Raw genomic sequence first — 19,118 nt, 5'->3', positions numbered from 1 at the left:
CTAAGACACATTTGCACCATGTTGCTTTAGGGGAATACCGACATGAACCGCCTGACCGCTTTTCGCTCCGCCCTGCTTGGCGCCGCCGCGCTCGCCGTGTCGGCCTGCGGAATCAATTCCGTCCCTGCCGCCGAGGAAAATGCCAAGGCGAAATGGGCCAATGTCGAGGCCGATTTCCAGCGCCGCGCCAATCTCATTCCCAATCTCGAACAGGTCGTGCTGTCTTCGGCCGAGGAAGAACGCCAGACGCTGAACGAAGTCATCGAGGCCCGCGCATCGGCCACTCGCCCGGAAATCCAGCTTGAGGGCAACGACCTCAACAATCCGGAAAAAATGCAGCAATTTCAGCAGGCCCAGCAGAATCTGGGCGGCGCGCTGAGCCGTCTGCTGGTGTCGGTCGAACGCTATCCCGAACTGCGCAGCCAGGAAAATTTCGGCCGCTTCATGACCCAGCTCGAAGGCACCGAAAACCGGATCGCGGTCTCGGTGAAGGATTACAACGAAGCTGTACGTCAGTATAACACCACCATCCGCACTTTCCCGGATACGATCGGCGCGAACATCATTCATGGCGCCGAACCGCTGGTGCCCTATGAAGCCGTGACCGAAGGCGCCGAAGCTGCTCCGCAGCTCGACATGCGCAGCAGCGCCGACTGATCCGCGCGCAAGGGAGAAGCGCCATTATGGATCGTCTATTCCGGCTGCTGCTGATCATGGTAGCGGCGGCAGGGTTCGCGCTGCCCGCCGCTGCGCAGCCATCCTTCCCCGAACGCGGCACCGCATCGGTCGTCGATGAAGCCAATATCATCGACGACGCGACCGAGGCCGAGCTTACGCAAAAGCTCAACGCCTTCGAGGAAGCGAACCAGCGGCAGTTCGTCGTGGCCACCGTGCCCGATCTCCAGGGCTACGATATCGCCGATTACGGATACCAGCTTGGCCGGTTCTGGCAGCTTGGCGATGCCGAGCGCAACGATGGCATCATTCTCCTCATCGCGCCGAACGAACGCCAGATGAGAGTGGAAGTGGGATATGGCCTCGAAGGGATCATCCCGGACGGGCTTGCCTATGAATATGTCGAAGGCATGAAACCCTATTTCCGCGACGGCGATTATTCTGCCGGTATCTCGTGGGGCGCGGACCAGATCATCAACCAGCTGCAGCTTCCGCCAGAAGAAGCGGCCGAGGTCGCCCAGCAGGCACAATCCCAGCGCGAAAGCCGCAGCGGAGGGTTCCCGATCGGCACGCTCGTCTGGCTCGGCTTCCTGTTCTTCTTCTTCATCCTGCCCATGCTACGCGGACGCGGCAGGCGGCGCCGATATCGCGGTGGTCCGTGGGGCAACACGGCGCGCGATATCATGCTGTGGGAGGCCGGCAAGGCAGTGGCGCGCAGCCTGGACGACCGCGGCGGAGGCGGCTGGGGAGGCGGCGGCTTCGGTGGCGGCGGTGGATTCGGTGGCGGCTTTGGCGGCGGCGGAGGAAGTTTCGGAGGCGGTGGCGCCTCGGGGGGCTGGTGATGGTCTATCTGACTGAAAAACAACATTTGATCGTCAGCGATGCCGTGGCCAAGGCCGAGGCGACGACAAGCGGGGAGATCGTGACCGTCCTCGCCGCCCGTTCGGATGGCTACACCGACGTCGCATTGTGGTGGGCGGTCGGCGCGAGCTTCACCGCCATGAGCCTGTTCGCCATGGCGCCGGAGCCGCTCCTAGCTTTGCTGGACAGTCTCGCCGGGGGGTGGTCCAGCGAGTGGACACAGGGCCTTGTTCTTACCGTCCTGCTCGCCATCGGGCTGGTTACATTCCTTGCCGTTCTGGCCCTCCAACTATGGCAGGCGCTGAAGTTCAAGCTGGTCCCCGGACCGGTTGCCGCGGACCGCGTCCGGGATGCGGCGATCCGCCATTTCAAGGTCGGTGCCGAACGCCGGACGCATGGTCGCACCGGCATCCTGCTCTACCTCTCCATGCGCGAACACCGCGCCGAAATCGTCGCCGACGAACCGATTGCGGAGATGGTCCACGCGGAAATCTGGGGTGAAGCCATGGCCGACATGCTTGCCGAAGTCAGCCGCGGCCGGATCGCCGAAGGCCTCGCGGCGGGCGTGCGCGATGTCGGCAAGGTGCTGGCAGAGAATTTCCCGCGGGCGGACGACGATGAGAACGAATTGCCCGATCGGCTGATTGAACTTTGAGCGAGGGCGTTCCCGATCACGACATGCCCGAACAGATCGTTTGGGAAGGCAAGTTCGTAACCGCGAAGACCCGAGGCCGCTGGGAATACGTATCCCGCAGCCGCGGCATCCGCGCTGCCGTCATTCTGGCGGTGGACGATGAGGGCCACGTACTACTGGTCGAGCAATATCGCGTTCCATTAGGCCGCAGATGCATCGAACTTCCCGCCGGGCTGGTCGGCGACGACGATGGCGGGGAAGACGAAGATGCGCTCGCCGCGGCGGGGCGGGAACTGGAAGAAGAGACCGGTTACCGCGCCAGCAACCTGGAAAATCTGGGCGAATTCTTTTCCTCGCCTGGCATGGTCAGCGAAAGCTTCACCCTGGTGCGCGCGCGCGGCCTTGTGAAGGTTCACGAAGGCGGCGGAGTGGAAGGCGAGAATATCGTCGTTCACCGGATAGCGATGAACGCCCTGCCCGCTTTTCTTGCCTCCAAGCGCCGTGAAGGTTGCGGCATCGATGTGCGTATGCTCCTTTTGCTGGGACAGACAATATTCGAAGGAGAGTGAGTATGGCGGGTCGCTGCGAAGGGAAGCTGGCACTGGTATCGGGCGCGGCACAGGGCCTGGGGCGCGCGCATGCCCGCAGGCTGGCCGAAGAGGGCGCCCGGGTGCTGTGCAGCGATCTCAATGGTGATGGCGCGAAGGAAAGCGCCGATATCATCAATGCTGATCTCGGCGATGGGACCGCCTTTTCAATTCAGCATGATGTGACCGATCCGCAGGCTTGGGAAGCAGCTGTCGATGCCGCGCGCGAGCATCTGGGCGGGCTTAACGTTCTCATCAACAATGCAGGCATCGGTGTCGCCGGCAACATCGAGAGCTGCGCATTCGATGACTGGAAGCGCTGCTTTTCGGTCAATGTGGATTCCATCTTTCATGGCTGCCAGAAAGCCCTGCCGCTGATGCGCGAACATGCGCCGGGATCGATCGTCAACATTTCCAGCATTGCCGGGCTTATCGCCAGCGATACCATGCCGGCCTACAATTCGAGCAAGGCGGCAGTGTGGATGCTATCGAAGTCGATCGCTCTTCATTGTGCCAAGAACAATATGGATATCCGGTGCAACTCGGTTCACCCGACCTTCGTCGATACTCCGATCCTCGATGGAACGGCCAAGGCGCATAGCCTCGACAAGAAAGTGCTGCTCGACAAGCTTGCCCGGCAGATCCCACTCCGCAAGGTGGGAGAGCCTGATGATATCGCCAATGCGGTGGTCTATCTGGCCAGCGATGAGAGCAAATTCATGACCGGCGCAGAGCTCAAGCTCGATGGCGGCATTTCGGCCATGTAGGGTGATGGGACGCGGTCTTGCCCCCGCGTCTCCGATTAGTCGGCAATCAGCGCGATGCCGAGATAGATCAGGATGAAGCTTCCGAAGCCGAACAGAGTGCCAAGCACAAAGCCCACCCGGACCAGTGTGGTATCGACCCCGAAATACCGGCCGATCCCGGCGCAGACGCCCATCAGCTTGCCGTTCTGACGGTCGAGACGGAACTTCCGGCTCGGCTTGACTGCATTGTCTTCATCACGGAATTTCAGCTGGCTCATACGAGAACTCCATTGGGCGAGGCCGGGATGATCGCATATGCGAACACTGCGGCAGAAAGAACGAGCGAGAATGCGGCTGCGACGAGCTTGCCGCCAGATTTTTCAATATCGAACATGGTCATGAACTCCGGACTGGGTGGTGTTTGAATAGATCAGGCGAGAAGGCCGGCCGGGCTGGCGGGGATGATCGCATAAGCCATCATCAGAGCCGAAGCGCCGAAAGCGAAGACTACTGCGAGTGCCTTGTTGTTGGCGAAGTCGATGTCGAACATGGTTTGTTTTCCCTTTAACCTTGGCTTGTCCCCGGACCATCCGGCGGACACCAGATTGATTGCAACGGCCATGCCAAACTCGAAGAATGTCGGAATTGAGCCATTTTTTGCTGAACCATTGGGAATAGCACCGTTCATCAAACCGAAAGATTGGTGAAAAACCCCAACTTTTGGATTTGCGTTTCGGCTGGCTTGGAATGAGCAGCCGCGTTACGGCGCATCTGCCCATGCTGGATCGCATTTCCCTCACCCGATTTCGCAATCATGCTGCCACCGAAATCGCGGGCACGGCGCAGTTCAATCTTCTTGTCGGGGATAACGGAGCCGGAAAAACGAATGTGCTGGAGGCTATCTCGTTGCTGTCGCCGGGCAGAGGATTGCGCCGGGCGGCGCTTGCCGAAATTGTGCAGCATGGCGCCAGCGACGGGTTCGGCATCGGAGCGAGCCTGCTGACAGGCGTAGGCGATGAACCGGTGCGGCTCGCTACCTATTCCGAAGCGCAGCAGCCGGGGCGGCGCAAGGTGAGGATCAATGGTGCCGAGACGACGGCGACCGCGCTGGGCGAATGGCTCGCGCTTACCTGGCTCACCCCCGCGATGGATGGGCTTTTTACCGGGCCCGCTGCCGACCGGCGGAGGTTCATCGACCGGATGGCATTGGCACTCGATCCTGCGCATGCTGTCCATGCCTCGCGCTACGAAGGGGCGTTGCGTGAACGCAACCGGCTCCTATCGGACGACCGGCCGCCCGAAAGCGCATGGCTCGACGCGATCGAGGCGCAGATGGTCGAGCATGGAGGAAGGCTGATTGCCGGACGGGCAAATCTCGTCGACACGCTGATGGGCCGGATCGCCCATATGCCGAACGAGCCTTTCGCCCGCCCCGCCCTGACCTATGCCCCCGGGGGAGCAGATACAGCCGAGGCGCTCTCGCAAGCGCTCTTCGATGGCCGTCAGCGCGACCGTGCCGCGCAGCGCACCTTAATCGGGCCGCACCGCGACGAGCTCGAAGTGGTGCACGCAGCCAAACGCGTCACCGCCGCCCAAAGTTCGACCGGCGAGCAAAAGGCCATGCTTGTGGCCATTACCCTGGCCCACGCAGCTTTGGCTGCGCAAGGACGCGCAGGCCTTCTGTTACTCGATGAAGTCGCGGCCCACCTCGACCCCGTGAGGCGCGCCGCCCTATTCGATCAGCTGGAGGCAAGCGGGGCGCAGGTCTGGATGACAGGGACGGAGACCGCGCCCTTCGAAACCATCGCGGATCGCGCCGCAATCTGGCGCATCAGTTCGGGCCAAGTTACTCGCCTCTAATTCTTCGCCGGAAGCGCGGCTTCAACCTCGTCCAGAGTGTCGGCCACCAATGTGTCGATGCCTTGCGCCGTGGGATGGATCCGGTCCGACTGAAACAGCGATGGATCCTCGTAAATGCTTTCCAGCCAGAACGGGACGACCGCTGCATCATACTCGGCCGCAAGTTCGCCATAGAGCGCGTCGAAACGCTGCTGGTAATCGGGTCCGTAATTGGGTGGGGCGCGCATCCCCATCAGGAGAACCGGAATGTCTCGCTGCTGCAATTCATCGAGCATCGCCTCGAAATTGGCGCGCGTATCTGCCGGATCTATCCCCCGCAGCATGTCATTGCCGCCCAGTTCGAGGAGCACGAGATCGGGCTTGTCCTCAAGCTGGTCTAGCACAAAGGCCAGTCGCTGCCTTCCCGCCGCACTTGTGTCGCCCGACACACCGGAATCGATCACGCGGGCATTCACTCCGTTTTCGCGCAGGGACCGCTCGAGCTTCTCGGGATAGCCCTGATGATCGGCCAGATTGTACCCTGCAAACAGGCTGTCTCCGAAGGCAAGGATCCGTCGCTCCTCCCCTTCTACGCTGATGTCATTGGGCGCGATTTCCGCGGTTGGCTGCTCGTCTGTCGGCCTCTCCTCGACCTCGCTCGAACAAGCCCCCAGCGTCAGGGCGGACAGGAGGATCGACAAACTTGCGAGACGCATCGGCGGAGTTCCTTGTGCCGGGATTGGCCTTCTGCCATCGCAGCCGAGTGAATACTTCTCAAGATGCGATTTGCGCCCGCGACCTGCGCCTCACCCTCGGCTCATCGCAAGCGCCGGTAGAAATCCTCAAAGGATTGAACCTGACCGTGGGCGCGGGTGAGACTGTTGCCCTGCTCGGACCGTCGGGTTCGGGCAAGAGCTCACTCATGGCTGTGCTGTCGGGGCTGGAGCGGGCGACCTCTGGGACGCTTCTGGTGGCAGGCGAGGATTTCGCCGCCATGGGAGAGGACGAACTCGCCCGCGCCCGCCGGGGCCGGATCGGCATCGTACTTCAGGCTTTCCACCTCCTGCCGACCATGACTGCGCTCGAAAATGTGGCCACCCCGATGGAGCTCGCCGGGGAGCAAGATGCTCAGCTTCGCGCGCGCGCCGAATTGGAGGCAGTTGGCCTTGGCCACCGTCTGGATCACTATCCGCAGCAGCTTTCCGGCGGCGAACAGCAACGGGTCGCTATAGCCCGCGCCATAGCTCCGCGTCCCGATCTCATCTTTGCCGACGAACCGACCGGCAATCTCGATGCGGCGACCGGTCACGAGATCGTCAATCTCCTGTTCGAGCGGCGTGCGGAAACTGGCGCAACGCTGCTCGTGATCACTCACGATCCAGAACTTGCCAAGCACTGCGGCCGCATCCTGACCTTGGGTGACGGCAAGATTGCAAGCGACACCGCCGCATGAGCTGGGCCAATGCCTGGCGGATCGCGAGGCGCGATCTCAATGCCCGTTTCAAGGGGCTTCGGCTCTTGCTGGTCTGCATCTTCCTTGGCACCGCGGCGCTCGCAGCGATCGGTTCGCTCACCGCCGCCATCGAGCGTGAACTGGAAGCCAATGGCCAGACTTTCCTCGGCGGGGATATCCAGGTCGAGCTGTGGCAACGTTCGCTCAATGCCGACGAACGTGCGGCGCTGGAAGACCTCGGCACAGTCTCTGCGGGCACACGGTTGCAGGCCATGGCGCGCAAGGATGATCTTGCCGCGCCGATCGAGTTGAAGGCCGTCGACGAGGCTTATCCGCTTTATGGGAGCCTGGTCCTCGAAGGTCAGGGCAAATCCCCCGCACCGATCGGGAATCAGGCTTTCCTCGCCCCGGGCGCGGCTGACAGGCTCGGCGTTCGCCGCGGCGATAGTTTCGCAGTCGGCACGCAAACACTGACTGTCGCCGGCATCATCGAGGATGAACCCGACCGACTTGGCGAAGGTTTCCAGCTTGGCCCAACGATAATCGTCGCCGAGGATCTTCCCCGCCGCGCCGGCCTGCTCGAACCTGGTTCCATGTATCAGAGCAAGACCCGCGTGGCGCTTGCCCAAACGCGCGATCTGGAAGCGATCGAACAAGACTTGGAAGATCGCTTTCCGGATGCCGGCTTCGATATCGACACGGCTGAGAATGGCGCACCTGGTACGGACCGCTTCGTCGAGCGCATGAGTGAATTTCTCACCCTGGTGGGCCTGGCCGCTCTGGTCATCGCCGGGATCGGCATCGGCGGAGGGGTGACGTCCTATCTCGATGCGCGGCGGCAATCGATCGCGACACTGAAGGTATTGGGCGCTGATAGCCGCGATATCGCGCGGATCTATGCCTTGCAGATCTTCGCTGCCTCTGCTGTTGGCAGCATCGCAGGTCTGGTCGTCGGTGTCGCAGTGGTGCCAGTTCTCGCTCAAGCGCTGGAAGGTCTGCTTCCGGTCAATGCCGGATTTGTGATCGATCCAGGCGCTCTGGCTCTTGCAGCCGCCTATGGATTTCTCGTCGCACTTGTATTTGCTGCCCCCCCTCTGATGCGCGCGCGGCACTTTCCTGCAATGGCCCTGATGCGAGCTCGCGTGGCGCCATTGGCGCGCGATCGGTCTGCGATGCTCGTTGTGACCGGAGGACTAGCGGCAATCGTCGGGCTGGCACTGCTCACCTCCAGTCGCCCCTTGCTGGCTGGCGGGTTTCTCTTTGGCGCTGCAATCGTGCTCGGCCTGCTCGCCTTGCTGGGATGGCTGATCCGCAAGGGCGCTGCTGCCCTGCCCCGCCCGCAAAGCCCTATTGCGCGCGCCGCACTGGCAAACATCCACCGCCCCGGATCCAGCACTGGCTCGCTTGTCACTGCGCTTGGCTTCGGCCTCGCAGCGTTCGTCCTGCTCGCAGCGATCCAAAGTTCGATCGACGGCAATATTCAGAGCCGCGTCCCCGAGCGCGCGCCCAACTACTTTGTGCTGGATGTCCCCCGCGACCGGGAGGCTGATTTCCGCGCGCTGGTTACACAGGCCGACAGCGGGGCCAGTGTGCGCGCAGTGCCGGCCCTGCGCGGAGCGGTTCTCGCCTTCGGCCCGGAAGGGTCGATGACCCGTACTTCCAGCCTCGAGGAAATCCCCGACGGCGCATGGGCCCTGCGCGGAGAGCGCGGCCTCACTTACGCCGACGAGGTTCCGGAAGGCAACGAATTGACGGACGGAAGCTGGTGGGGCCCGATGTATGCAGGCGAGCCACTCGTCTCGGTCGACAAGGATTTCGCCGAAGCTGCGGGGCTGAAGATCGGTGACAAGCTGACCTTCGGAGTGCTGGGAGCGGAGATTGAGACTCGCATTGCCAGTCTGCGCACCATCAACTGGGAAAGCCTGGGGTTCAATTACGTCTTCGTGCTCAGCCCGAATGCCTTGCGCGACACCCCGCACAATCTCGCCGCGACGATCGAGCTTTCGGACGGCACTCCGACCGGCCCGCTGCTGCAGGCGCTGGTACGCGAATTTCCTTCCACTTCGGTGATCGAGGTCGGCGGCGTGCTTCAGCAGGCTCGTACCATCCTCGAACAGGTCGGCATCGCCACCCTGGCAGCGGCGAGTGTCGCAGTGCTTGCCGGTCTCGCCGTGCTGTTGGGTGCGATAGCGGCAGCCCGGGCCTCGCGCACTTACGACACCGTGGTCTTGCGCGTTCTGGGGGCCGATCGCCGGCAGGTACTGGCTATGCAATTGGCTGAATATGCGCTGCTCGCGGGGGCGCTTGCACTGGTTGCGCTGGGTCTCGGCACCTTGACCGCCTGGCTGGTGGTCACTCAGCTGTTCGAATTCGACTGGCTGCCCGATTGGGGGCAGGTTTTCGCCGTGCTCGGCCTAGGGCTTGCTGTTGTTGTCGCCTTCGCTGTGGGTGGCTCGCTTCCACTTTTGCGTAGCAAGCCAGCGCAGGTGCTTCGGGCGCTTTGAGACACCGCTGCCCCGCAAGGCGCTTTGTTTGCCAACTACACGCAAAAAGGGGGCCTTGCGGCCCCCTTCCCAGATCGTTCAAGTGCAAGCCTGGCTTAGAACTTGAACTTGGCAGCGACACCGTAGGTGCGTGGCTGGTTCGGATAGCCCGAGATCGACTGTCCCTGCGCCACAGAGGGGAAGATCGTCGTTATGTAACGATCATCGAGCAGGTTGCGGCCCCATAGAGACACTTCCAGTCCCATGGCCATCGCGTAGGTAAGCGATGCATTCAGACTGTTCACCTCGCGCGTATATTGCTGCGCCACGGCACGCGCCTGCGTGAAGTCACGCTCCCCGGTCGCAGGATCGGTTATGATATAGTTCGTCAGCCCGTTCAGCACCTGCACCTGCGATTGATAAGAGAAATCGCCACGCAGGATGATGCGGTCACCTGCATCGTTGACCTCCTGATCGTAGGTCGCGCCGAATACGGCTGCCAGTTCCGGCACACCGGCGACGGCGACCCCGGACAGGTCACCCACTGGCGAATCGACGAAGCTGTCGTATTTGGCGTCCAGATAGGTCATCGCGAGGTTGAACGTCAGCGCGTCCGTTGGCCTGACATAGCCATCGAACTCGATACCGAAGGTTTCCTGCTTGCCCGCATTGCTCAGCACGAAGGACGAACCCGTGAAGGTGTTCGCCTGAAAATCATCGATGCTTTGCTGGAAGACGGTCAGGTTGGCAGCCGCCAGGCCCCAATTGCCCTTGATCCCAACTTCATAGACCTCCGAATTCTCGGCTTCGGCGAAGCGCGTTCCCGGGCGCAGATTGGTAACCGCCAGACCTTGCTGCTGTAGTGCCGCGAAATCGGCCGGGACCGGGCGGCTGTCGCGGGAGAGGTTGAAGCTTGGCGCCTTGTAGCCGGTTGCCCAGCTGGCGTAGACGTTGAGTGTCGGCGTGACCTCATACGCCAGTCGAACGTTCCAGCTCCAGTCGTCGTCATTGGTGCTGCAGCTTTCGACTGCATTCGGGCAGTTCTGAAACGGCGGCAGAAACTGCAAGGGGGTAAGGGCAAGCAGCGGATTGACCGCCGGATTGGTATCATTGGCGTCGGCGAAGGTCTGCACGCCTGTCGCCACTTGGCCGAACACCGCCGGATTGGCAGCGGCAAACGCGCCTATTTCGGCCTGCGACGCCGGACGACCCAGCATCAGGATGTTGCCGACCTGGGTTGCGAGACCCTGAGCGAAGATTGCACGATTGCCAGATGCCACGAGATCGACACCAGAGAAGACATCTTCACTACGGGAGTCCGTGGCGATCTGCTTCTTGTCCTTGGTGTAGTTCGCGCCGAGCGTCAGAACCAGTTCGTCGGTAAAGGCGAAATCGACATTGCCGAAAACCGAATATGCCTCGTTATCCTGTGTGATGGCGTTGAAGAAGCCCTGACCCTCGGCAAAGAACTGGCCAGTGTAGTCGGTCCCATTCAACGCACCCAGCGTCGCCTCCAGAGAAGGAACGCTCTGGGTACCCTGAGTTAGGCCGCGAATGAGCAGATCGGCATAGGTGCGGAAGTCGTCTCCGTAGATGATCTGGTCACGCGTATCGACAGTCTCATCGAAATAGTATCCGCCAAGCAGGAAGTTGAACGGTCCGTCGAAGTCCGAGGACAAACGCAGTTCCTGCGTGAAGGTGTCGATATCGGCATCGCCGATATTCGCACCGCTTGCCAGCGATGCGCTGGTAAAGTCGACATCCTGATTGGCCGAAAGGTGGGTCTCACGATAGGAGGTGATCGACGTGAGCACGACATTGCCGAATTCGTAATCGAGTTGGCCGGATATGCCATAATTCTTGATGTCGTTGAGCGGATCGACATCGGTGAAGATCACGTCCCCATCGGGATTGTCCCTGAAATCATTCACCTGCCCGCCGATTAGCGGGGACGTGATGATGCCCGTCTCGAGCGACGGCGCGACATTCACCACGCCGCAGCAGCGTTCTTCGATCTTGTCGTAATCTGCAATGATGCGCGCCTGAAGCGGGCCGCCATTGTCGAACAGCAACTGTCCACGCGCGAACCAGCGGTTGCGATCGTTGACGTCCTCTCCGTTGAACCCATTCGTCAGGAAGCCGTCCCGATTGTTGTAACCGGCACCGGCGCTGAACGCTATGGATTCGCTGATCGGGCCGGTGACGTACCCTTTCACGACCTTGGCATCATAGTTGCCGTAGCTGGCCTCCACCGAGCCGCTGAACTCGAATTCGGGACGCTTGGTCACGATCGAGATCACACCGGCACTGGCGTTCTTACCGAACAGCGTGGATTGCGGTCCGCGAAGCACTTCGACGCGCTGAATATCGGGAAGGTCAGAGATCTGCGCGACCGCACGGCTGCGATAGACCCCGTCCACGAACATGGCGACGGATGGTTCGAGGCCGATATTGTTGCCGTCGGTACCGAAGCCGCGCACTGAATAGCTCGTAGCGAAGGCGCTCTGAAGCTGGCTGACCTGCAACGATGGAACGACCGTCGCCAGATCTGCGATGTCGCGGATCTGGGCGCGCTCGATCGTTTCTGCAGTCGTCACACTGACCGCAACCGGAACTTCCTGAAGAGTCTGCTCGCGCTTCGTCGCCGTAACGATGATTATGTTGGGGTCAGGACTGGCTGCTTGTTCTTCTGCGCTGTCATATTGAGCTGCCTGTTCCTGCTCGGCGTCTTGCGCGATGGCAGACGTGGGAACGATGACAGCGGCAGAACCAACCAATAAGGCGGAACGAATAGTCGCCGTGCGACCATAGGCCTTCAATTTCATTTAGCGGCTTCCTCTCAAAACCTGATGTTTTAGCCTGCCCGCCTTCCCCAAAAGCCGCACAGACACCGGAGAGTTTATTTGTTCTGTTCTCCGATGCCGTCACGTCTAGCGCATTTCTCGCCTACTCCCAAGCGCGATGTAACTTGATTGCAACGCCGAGATCGAGGGATCGACGCTTGCCGCAACGCACCATTTCGGCTAGGGGCGCCCTCGAATTGGCCGGCTCGCAAGTGCCCGCCGTTACGGCATCCTTACGAAAGCACTCATTATGTCCCGCGACCTTCGTAACGTGGCGATCATCGCCCACGTCGACCACGGCAAGACTACGCTTGTCGATCAGCTCTTCCGCCAGTCGGGCACTTTCCGTGAGAATCAGCGCGTGGAAGAACGCGCCATGGATTCGAACGATCTGGAAAAAGAACGTGGAATCACGATTCTCGCCAAATGCACCAGTGTCGAATGGAACGGGACCCGCATCAATATTGTCGACACTCCGGGCCACGCCGACTTCGGCGCGGAAGTGGAACGTATCCTCAGCATGGTCGACGGCGTCATTCTGCTTGTCGACAGTGCCGAAGGCCCGATGCCGCAGACGAAGTTCGTGACCGGCAAGGCTCTGGGTCTCGGCCTCAAGCCGATCGTGGTGGTCAATAAGATCGACCGCGGCGACGCCCGCCCACAAGAAGTCCTCGACGAAGTATTCGATCTCTTCGCCAGCCTCGATGCGAATGACGAGCAGCTGGACTTCCCCAGCCTATGGGCTTCCGGCCGCGACGGCTATGCGAGTGACGACGAGACGGCCCGCTCCGGCGATCTCAATCCGCTGTTCAAGCTGATCGTGGACCATGTCCCGGCCCCGGGCCTCGATACCGAAGCACCCTTCAGCTTCCTCGCCACTCTGCTCGATCGTGACAACTTCATGGGCCGCGTCCTCACCGGCCGCGTGCAGTCGGGCACTATCAAGCTGAACGACCCGATCCACGCACTCGACGCACAGGGCAATGTCCTGGAAGTCGGCCGTGCCACTAAGTTGCTTTCGTTCGACGGTCTCGACCGGGTACCGGTCGACAGTGCAGAAGCAGGCGATATCATCGCGCTCGCCGGTCTTGAAAAGGCGACCGTGGCAAACACCATTGCCGATCCCAGCGTCAAGACGCCGATCGAAGCGCAGCCGATTGATCCGCCCACCCTGGCGATGCGATTTGCTGTGAATGACAGCCCGCTTGCGGGACGTGAAGGCAGCAAGGTGACAAGCCGCCTCATCCGCGACCGTCTTTATCGTGAAGCGGAAACGAATGTCGCGATCCGCATCACCGAAAGCGAAGACAAGGACAGCTTCGAGGTCGCCGGTCGCGGCGAACTGCAGCTCGGCGTTCTGATCGAAACGATGCGCCGCGAAGGCTTCGAACTGGGCATCAGCCGCCCGCGTGTCCTCTTCCGCGAAGAAAACGGCCAGCGCATGGAGCCGTTCGAGACTGTCGTCATCGACGTCGACGACGAGCATTCGGGCACGGTTGTCGAGAAGATGCAGCGCCGCAAGGCGGAGCTGACCGAAATGCGCCCGTCGGGCCAAGGCAAGACTCGCATCACCTTCTCTGCCCCGTCACGCGGCCTTATCGGCTATCATGGCGAATTCCTGTCCGACACGCGCGGTACGGGCATCATGAACCGCCTGTTCGAGAAGTACGACACTTACCGCGGCCCTATCGAAGGTCGCCAGAACGGCGTCCTGATTTCGATGGTCCCCGGTGAAGCTGTTCCCTACGCGCTCAACGCGCTTGAAGATCGCGGCGAGCTGTTCATCAGCGGCGGCGCTAAGATTTACGAAGGCATGGTAATCGGCGAGAACGCCAAGCCCGACGATCTGGAAGTCAACCCGATGAAGTCCAAGCAGCTGACGAACTTCCGTTCGACCGGCAAGGACGATGCCATCCGCCTGACGCCGCCGCGCGTCATGACGCTGGAGCAGGCTATCGCCTATATCGACGACGACGAGATGGTCGAAGTGACGCCGGAAAACATCCGTCTGCGCAAAGCCATCCTTGATCCGCACGAGCGCAAGCGCGCCAAGCGCTCTGGCCAGATCTAAGTCCTTTTTCACAAGCACAAAAAAAGGGCCGCTCCCGTTTGGGAGCGGCCCTTTATTGTGTCTGCAATAGACTTAGAAGTGGAAACCAACCGTCGCGCGGAAGGAGTCAATCGCCAGATCCTGATTGCTTAGACGGGCGTTGGTCGCGCCGCCCTGAAGAACGAACGGGTTCGTTGCCGGAGCAGTGCCCTGCGTGACGCGAACATACGTGTCATCATCGTTGTAGCGCGTGTGCAGATATTCAACACCGAACGACAGATTGTCAGTGATCATGAGCTCGCCGCCCATGCCGATCTGACCGCCGAACTGCCAATCGTCTTCATCGATAACCTCGAATGCGTTGGCTGTGTTCGTGGTCGCGAAATCGTGATCGATCTTGCCGTACACGACACCGCCGGTGGCGTAGAGAAGGCCACGGCCATCCCCCGGCGAGATTCCGAGACGGCCGCGAAGAGCAACAGAGCCTTCGACTTCACGGCTGAAAGTGTAGCTTGCAGGAGTGGTGCTGAAGCCGGTGGTGTAATCGGTTGCGCCGCCAAGCGTGCCTTCGAGAAGAAGGCCGGCAACAGCGAAATTGCCTACACGTGCGTCGTATCCTGCACGGATCGAACCGCCCAAAGCGGAATCGTCATCACCACAACCCTGACCTCTCTGGTTACCCAACGCTTCACCGGCACAGTAGCCAGGCGAAAACGCGTTGCCACCGGTCACGGTAGGAAGATTGGTTTGAAAATCGTCACCGCCGTTGGGATCGAAGACAATGCGTTCACTGCCCGCATCGTTCACGAAATCGCCGTTGAGCGAAGCCGAAACATAGGGGCCGGAGAAATAGTCGCTATCCATGCCTGCATTATCCGACTGTGCGAACGCGGGCGAAGCCGCGGCGATCGCGACGATGGATGCAAGGTACATGCTAGACTTCATTAGGTATTCCTTTCAATTGCTCGCAGCCCTGACGAGTGAAAGAGTATTGAGTTCCACCTAATGGGGTCAGAAAAACTCTAAGTTTTACAAGTGTTGCCAACTTGTCACGATCAACCAAGGCACATCCCGCACAACCCCACTAACCACAGGGCCTGACTAAGAGTTAATCGACGCGATTTCAGCTAAAACAAGACCGGCATAAATTGCTGCGCCTCCGAAAAACGGCAGGAAGAAGCTGCGCCTCTCGGCGGGTAGTTCCTCCTTCAAAACCAGCAACACCACTCCTCCCGCCACGAAAGCGAAAAGGCAGGCTATGACAATTTGTGGCAATACGAAAAGAAGGCCCAACAGCCAGCCAACCAGTGTAGCCATAACCAGCACCCAACGGGCTTTGCTGTCATATGCTTCCGGATGCTCTGTTCTGGTGCCGAAGTCGGCCGTTACGAAATGAAGCGTCATGGCGCCGAAATACAGACCAAGACCAAGAGCAGTCTGGTCCTCGCGATGATTCAGAAGGTAGGAAATCAACGCGACGAGTAAAGCGCTGGCGCCAACATGCAACCAGAAGACCGGCTCACGCGGCCGCCCATCTGCCTGTTCCTCACCCCTATCCTCGCGCGATCTGGAAAGCGCGCGCTCCAGACCGTAGAAAAGAACCAGCCCGGCCAGCGCCAGGGTATTGACCAGGCTTTCGGCCATCATCGCAGGTAAGCCGGTTGCGCGCTCGAACGTAACCGAATGAGATCCAAGCTCGGGCAGAATGTGCAGAAAGACGTAGCCGACAGCTACCCCGCCAGCGAAAGACAGCCATTTGCTGCGGGGCGTGCGCGCCAACCATTCAAGGTGACCAACAAAGAAGTGAACCGCGCAGAATGCGAGAGCCATGGCAAAGGTGATGACTGGCTGCTCCATAGCCATGACCTTGCAAGAAAGCAGACCTCAGGCAACCCGCATCATGAGTGATTCTCCAGAGTGTGGCCAAGCCCCGTTACATTTGTTACGACCGCGGCCATGCAGACAGGAACTCTCATTTCCCTCACCCTCTATTTTGTCCTGATGATCGCCATCGGCCTTTGGGCCTGGAAGCGTTCTACAGATACGAGCGAAGGCTATCTTCTCGCCGGAAGAAACCTTCACCCGGCAGTAGCCGCTTTGTCGGCCGGTGCTTCCGACATGAGTGGATGGCTTCTCCTTGGCCTTCCCGGTGCGCTCTTTGCCGCAGGATTGGTCGAGGCCTGGATCGGCATAGGTCTTTTTGTTGGCGCCCTGGCCAATTGGGTCATTGTAGCTCCTCGCCTGCGCAAGCAGACCGAAGAGCTTGGAAATGCCCTGACGATACCCGAATTTCTGGCCAACCGGTTCCCGGAAAAAGCCACTGCACTGCGGGTGGTATCGGCACTGATCGTGGTGGTCTTCTTCGCCGTCTACACAGCTGCCGGCCTAGTTGGTGGGGGTCTTCTTTTTGAGACCAGTTTCGCCGGTATCATCCCCGATCTCGGGATGAGCGACTATATGGCAGGAATCTGGATCACCTGCCTCGTCGTCCTTGCTTACACGATGGTAGGAGGTTTTCTTGCAGTGAGCCTGACTGACTTCGTGCAGGGCTGCATCATGGTTGTGGCCTTGGTGTTGATGCCGCTGGTAGTGATGTTTGGGGCTGGCGGCGAAGGTGGAGGCTCACTCACAGACGTTCCCGTCGAAGGTTTTCTCAGCCTGACGCAGGGCCTGACACTGCTCGGTTTCATCAGCGCGATAACGTGGGGGCTGGGATATTTCGGCCAGCCGCATATTATCGTCCGCTTCATGGCCATCGACACGGTCGAAAAGGTCAAAACAGCACGCAACATCGGGATGAGCTGGATGGGTGTCGCCCTGCTCGGCTCCATCGGCATCGGAATTGCCGGGCGCGCCTATACCGAACGTAACGGCATCGTGGTCGATAATCCCGAGACGATCTTCATCGTTCTTGCCAATCTTCTGTTCCATCCGATCGTGACCGGCTTCCTGCTTGCCGCACTTCTCGCTGCGATCATGTCGACCATCAGTTCGCAGCTTCTAGTGGCCTCATCGTCGCTTACGGAAGATTTCTACAAACTCTTTTTCCGCAAAAACGCCAGCGAACGGGAAAGCGTCAATGTGGGGCGCGTTTGTGTCGCGCTCGTAGCCCTGGCTGCAATCTGGATCGCCAGTGATCCCGAAAGCGAAGTCCTTGGCCTCGTCTCCAACGCATGGGCAGGGTTCGGAGCGGCCTTTGGTCCTCTCATCATTCTATCCCTGGTCTGGAACCGGATGACTGGCGCTGGTGCCGTCGCCGGGCTTGTCGTCGGCGCCGGCGTCGTTGCAGCATGGATTGCCTTGGGCTGGAACAGCGCGCTGCCCGGGTTCGATGGAGGGCTTTACGAGATTGTACCGGGCTTCATCGCAGCCTGGCTGGCTACGTGGGCGGTGAGCAAGGCCACGTATCGGTCTCCCACACCGGTAGACGCTGGCTAGTCGCATCAGCTTCGCGTTTGGCAGGTGTTCAGCGGATTGGTATAAAGCGTGGCAATGCGTCGAATTACTCTGATCGCGTCGATCGCCTCACTGTCGCTGGCAGGATGCGGGACTGCGCCAGAGCCCCGCGAAGCCGCCTCGCCTGCACCAGCAGCAGGGCGCGGCTCTGCAAATTGGGAGCGGCCTCAAGCCCAGCTGTGTTTGGCGCAACTTGGCAGCTCTGGCGCTCAGTTTGCGCCTCTTCCCGATCGGAGGGACGGTGGGGGATGCGCCGCCCTCGACAGTGTCAAACTGGATGGCGTTGGTGGGGATCTAGGGCCATTGACGGTAACCAATCTCGGACCGCTGGCCTGCCCTCTGGCCAACAGCTTCGCGGCCTGGGCGCGATACGGGGTAGACCGCGCCGCGCGTCAAATTCTGGGCAGTCCTATCGTACAGATCGAGACGATGGGCAGTTATTCTTGCCGCAATGTTGCGGGGACTACGCGCCGCTCCGCGCATTCTCGTGCCGAAGCGATAGATATCGGCGCATTCGTTCTCGCCGATGGGCGTCGCATTACCGTGAAATCAGGCTGGGATGCCGGCCGCGATGAGCGAGAGTTTCTCCGGACAGTGCATCGCAGCGCCTGCAAGAGGTTCGGCACGGTTTTGGGGCCAGACTACAATAGCGCCCACAAGGATCACTTTCATCTCGAACATGGCGATGGCAGCTTCTGCCGATAAAAGCGGCTAAGCCACCCCCGCCATAACAGTATTCTTCTCCAGATCTGCCTCCAACCGAAGCCGCACGGCCTCTGCCGCATGTTGCGCTCCAAGCTTACTCATCATGTTGGCGCGATGAATTTCTACCGTACGAGGACTGATGTTCAGTTCGAGGGCAATCATCTTGTTGCTGCGCCCTTCGGAAAGCCAATCGAGCACTTCGCGTTCGCGGGGCGAAAGGCTGGCAATTCGGTTCCTGGCCTCGATCATCTTGCGCCGAGCATCGGCATAGGCATGGGCTTCGCTCGAAATCTGATCGACAGCATCGCGCAGCCGCTCCTTTTCCAGGGGAAGCCGGAGATAATGCATCGCCCCGGCCTTGATGGCACCGACGACCTCGCAAGGATCAGGATCGGCCGATGTGCCGATCACTGGCATCCAATGTTCTGTCAGGGTCACCGCGCGCAAAACCTGCGCCACCCCGTTGGCCGGATTGTCGTCCCTCGCAAGAACCACTCCTTTACGCGGCAGAAAGGACATCAATTCACCAACATCCGCGTAGATTTCGCAATGATAACCAAGTTCGTGACCCATTCGGGCCTGCTCAGCGCGCGAACTTGTCGACCCATCGACGATGTGGAGTATTGTTCGCTGTTTCATGCTTAACACCCTATGCGCACTCAGGGACATTGCGCAGTCCGTAATTTTACGGATAGAGCCTAAAACATGCTGAATTAAAAGGCCTTTATCAGGTAGAAACTAGTCGATATCCCCGCCCGACAAGAAAAAGAACGTGGCATTGATCAA

Annotated in this window: 19 protein-coding genes; 11 read left to right on the top strand and 8 right to left on the bottom strand. The window is 60.3% G+C overall.

The annotated features are described in order from the left end of the window. Window positions 1-42: 42 nt before the first annotated feature. The 5 genes from K3175_RS08470 to K3175_RS08450 are packed head-to-tail and all read left to right on the top strand — an operon-like array spanning window position 43 to window position 3,524. Complete coding sequence (locus K3175_RS08470; protein WP_221542913.1) at window positions 43-657, top strand: LemA family protein; 615 nt, start codon at window positions 43-45, stop codon at window positions 655-657. A 26-nt stretch (window positions 658-683) separates the two neighbouring features. After that, window positions 684-1,517, top strand: coding sequence for a TPM domain-containing protein (locus tag K3175_RS08465; RefSeq protein WP_221542912.1), 834 nt, complete (start codon window positions 684-686; stop codon window positions 1,515-1,517). Next, a complete protein-coding gene (locus tag K3175_RS08460) occupies window positions 1,517-2,191 on the top strand; it encodes a TPM domain-containing protein (RefSeq protein ID WP_221542911.1) in 675 nt (224 codons plus the stop codon). The genes K3175_RS08465 and K3175_RS08460 overlap by 1 nt, the downstream gene beginning before the upstream one ends. A 23-nt stretch (window positions 2,192-2,214) precedes the next feature. Then, window positions 2,215-2,739 carry an NUDIX hydrolase gene (locus K3175_RS08455; protein WP_221543191.1) on the top strand — a complete coding sequence of 175 codons (525 nt, stop codon included), beginning with the start codon at window positions 2,215-2,217 and terminating at the stop codon, window positions 2,737-2,739. 2 nt (window positions 2,740-2,741) lie between these two features. Further along, window positions 2,742-3,524, top strand: coding sequence for an SDR family oxidoreductase (locus K3175_RS08450; RefSeq protein WP_221542910.1), 783 nt, complete (start codon window positions 2,742-2,744; stop codon window positions 3,522-3,524). Between the two features lie 35 nt (window positions 3,525-3,559). Here K3175_RS08450 and K3175_RS08445 read toward each other — a convergent pair whose 3' ends face one another. From K3175_RS08445 to K3175_RS08435, 3 genes are read right to left on the bottom strand one after another with little or no spacing between them, the layout of a single operon-like run. Further along, complete coding sequence (locus tag K3175_RS08445) at window positions 3,560-3,781, bottom strand: PspC domain-containing protein (protein ID WP_221542909.1); 222 nt, start codon at window positions 3,779-3,781, stop codon at window positions 3,560-3,562. Beyond that, window positions 3,778-3,903, bottom strand: a complete 126-nt coding sequence (locus tag K3175_RS08440) for a recombination protein F (protein ID WP_221542908.1) — start codon at window positions 3,901-3,903, stop codon at window positions 3,778-3,780. The genes K3175_RS08445 and K3175_RS08440 overlap by 4 nt, the downstream gene beginning before the upstream one ends. A 30-nt stretch (window positions 3,904-3,933) precedes the next feature. Continuing rightward, window positions 3,934-4,053 carry a recombination protein F gene (locus tag K3175_RS08435; protein ID WP_221542907.1) on the bottom strand — a complete coding sequence of 40 codons (120 nt, stop codon included), beginning with the start codon at window positions 4,051-4,053 and terminating at the stop codon, window positions 3,934-3,936. Window positions 4,054-4,280: 227 nt separating this feature from the next. On the opposite strand from K3175_RS08435, the gene recF reads away from it, so the two are divergent. Then, window positions 4,281-5,363, top strand: a complete 1,083-nt coding sequence (recF, locus tag K3175_RS08430; RefSeq protein ID WP_221543190.1) for a DNA replication/repair protein RecF — start codon at window positions 4,281-4,283, stop codon at window positions 5,361-5,363. On the opposite strand, the gene K3175_RS08425 is transcribed toward recF, so the two are convergent. Then, window positions 5,360-6,058, bottom strand: coding sequence for an arylesterase (locus tag K3175_RS08425; RefSeq protein WP_221542906.1), 699 nt, complete (start codon window positions 6,056-6,058; stop codon window positions 5,360-5,362). The two genes, recF and K3175_RS08425, sit on opposite strands and share 4 nt — an antisense overlap. Window positions 6,059-6,105: 47 nt before the next feature. On the opposite strand from K3175_RS08425, the gene K3175_RS08420 reads away from it, so the two are divergent. Both K3175_RS08420 and K3175_RS08415 read left to right on the top strand, forming a co-directional pair. Beyond that, the gene (locus K3175_RS08420; protein ID WP_221542905.1) at window positions 6,106-6,795 is read left to right on the top strand and encodes an ABC transporter ATP-binding protein; all 690 of its coding nucleotides are present in this window, start codon (window positions 6,106-6,108) and stop codon (window positions 6,793-6,795) included. After that, window positions 6,792-9,299: an ABC transporter permease gene (locus tag K3175_RS08415; RefSeq protein ID WP_221542904.1), complete on the top strand. Its 2,508-nt coding sequence runs from the start codon at window positions 6,792-6,794 to the stop codon at window positions 9,297-9,299. The genes K3175_RS08420 and K3175_RS08415 overlap by 4 nt, the downstream gene beginning before the upstream one ends. Window positions 9,300-9,394: 95 nt before the next feature. Here the strand turns inward: K3175_RS08415 and K3175_RS08410 are convergent, their stop codons facing one another. After that, a complete protein-coding gene (locus K3175_RS08410) occupies window positions 9,395-12,103 on the bottom strand; it encodes a TonB-dependent receptor (protein WP_221542903.1) in 2,709 nt (902 codons plus the stop codon). A 268-nt stretch (window positions 12,104-12,371) separates the two neighbouring features. Here K3175_RS08410 and typA point away from each other — a divergent pair, with 268 nt between their 5' ends. Continuing rightward, the gene (gene typA / locus K3175_RS08405) at window positions 12,372-14,192 is read left to right on the top strand and encodes a translational GTPase TypA (protein WP_221542902.1); all 1,821 of its coding nucleotides are present in this window, start codon (window positions 12,372-12,374) and stop codon (window positions 14,190-14,192) included. 72 nt (window positions 14,193-14,264) lie between these two features. Here the strand turns inward: typA and K3175_RS08400 are convergent, their stop codons facing one another. Beyond that, a complete protein-coding gene (locus K3175_RS08400; protein WP_221542901.1) occupies window positions 14,265-15,116 on the bottom strand; it encodes an outer membrane protein in 852 nt (283 codons plus the stop codon). A 156-nt stretch (window positions 15,117-15,272) separates the two neighbouring features. After that, a complete protein-coding gene (locus K3175_RS08395; RefSeq protein WP_221542900.1) occupies window positions 15,273-16,028 on the bottom strand; it encodes a hypothetical protein in 756 nt (251 codons plus the stop codon). Between the two features lie 99 nt (window positions 16,029-16,127). Between K3175_RS08395 and putP the strand changes: the two genes are divergently transcribed. After that, on the top strand, window positions 16,128-17,609 hold the full coding sequence (gene putP, locus K3175_RS08390; RefSeq protein ID WP_221542899.1) for a sodium/proline symporter PutP: 1,482 nt from the start codon (window positions 16,128-16,130) through the stop codon (window positions 17,607-17,609). 54 nt (window positions 17,610-17,663) lie between these two features. Continuing rightward, entirely contained in the window at window positions 17,664-18,332 is a 669-nt protein-coding gene (locus tag K3175_RS08385) for an extensin-like domain-containing protein (RefSeq protein ID WP_221542898.1), read from the top strand. Window positions 18,333-18,338: 6 nt separating this feature from the next. Here K3175_RS08385 and K3175_RS08380 read toward each other — a convergent pair whose 3' ends face one another. After that, complete coding sequence (locus K3175_RS08380) at window positions 18,339-18,971, bottom strand: response regulator transcription factor (RefSeq protein WP_221542897.1); 633 nt, start codon at window positions 18,969-18,971, stop codon at window positions 18,339-18,341. Between the last annotated feature and the right edge of the window lie 147 nt (window positions 18,972-19,118).

The sequence above is a fragment of the Qipengyuania aestuarii genome (assembly GCF_019711535.1).
In the GTDB taxonomy this organism is placed as follows: domain Bacteria; phylum Pseudomonadota; class Alphaproteobacteria; order Sphingomonadales; family Sphingomonadaceae; genus Qipengyuania; species Qipengyuania aestuarii.
This window is presented reverse-complemented; position numbering and strand designations above follow the sequence as displayed.

Coding starts and splice junctions, on each gene's coding strand:
- K3175_RS08470 (WP_221542913.1), top strand. CDS start 43: ATGAACCGCCTGACCGCTTTTCGCTCCGCCCTGCTTGGCGCCGCCGCG.
- K3175_RS08465 (WP_221542912.1), top strand. CDS start 684: ATGGATCGTCTATTCCGGCTGCTGCTGATCATGGTAGCGGCGGCAGGG.
- K3175_RS08460 (WP_221542911.1), top strand. CDS start 1,517: ATGGTCTATCTGACTGAAAAACAACATTTGATCGTCAGCGATGCCGTG.
- K3175_RS08455 (WP_221543191.1), top strand. CDS start 2,215: ATGCCCGAACAGATCGTTTGGGAAGGCAAGTTCGTAACCGCGAAGACC.
- K3175_RS08450 (WP_221542910.1), top strand. CDS start 2,742: ATGGCGGGTCGCTGCGAAGGGAAGCTGGCACTGGTATCGGGCGCGGCA.
- K3175_RS08445 (WP_221542909.1), bottom strand. CDS start 3,781: ATGAGCCAGCTGAAATTCCGTGATGAAGACAATGCAGTCAAGCCGAGC.
- K3175_RS08440 (WP_221542908.1), bottom strand. CDS start 3,903: ATGACCATGTTCGATATTGAAAAATCTGGCGGCAAGCTCGTCGCAGCC.
- K3175_RS08435 (WP_221542907.1), bottom strand. CDS start 4,053: ATGTTCGACATCGACTTCGCCAACAACAAGGCACTCGCAGTAGTCTTC.
- recF (WP_221543190.1), top strand. CDS start 4,281: ATGCTGGATCGCATTTCCCTCACCCGATTTCGCAATCATGCTGCCACC.
- K3175_RS08425 (WP_221542906.1), bottom strand. CDS start 6,058: ATGCGTCTCGCAAGTTTGTCGATCCTCCTGTCCGCCCTGACGCTGGGG.
- K3175_RS08415 (WP_221542904.1), top strand. CDS start 6,792: ATGAGCTGGGCCAATGCCTGGCGGATCGCGAGGCGCGATCTCAATGCC.
- K3175_RS08410 (WP_221542903.1), bottom strand. CDS start 12,103: ATGAAATTGAAGGCCTATGGTCGCACGGCGACTATTCGTTCCGCCTTA.
- typA (WP_221542902.1), top strand. CDS start 12,372: ATGTCCCGCGACCTTCGTAACGTGGCGATCATCGCCCACGTCGACCAC.
- K3175_RS08400 (WP_221542901.1), bottom strand. CDS start 15,116: ATGAAGTCTAGCATGTACCTTGCATCCATCGTCGCGATCGCCGCGGCT.
- K3175_RS08395 (WP_221542900.1), bottom strand. CDS start 16,028: ATGGAGCAGCCAGTCATCACCTTTGCCATGGCTCTCGCATTCTGCGCG.
- putP (WP_221542899.1), top strand. CDS start 16,128: ATGCAGACAGGAACTCTCATTTCCCTCACCCTCTATTTTGTCCTGATG.
- K3175_RS08385 (WP_221542898.1), top strand. CDS start 17,664: ATGCGTCGAATTACTCTGATCGCGTCGATCGCCTCACTGTCGCTGGCA.
- K3175_RS08380 (WP_221542897.1), bottom strand. CDS start 18,971: ATGAAACAGCGAACAATACTCCACATCGTCGATGGGTCGACAAGTTCG.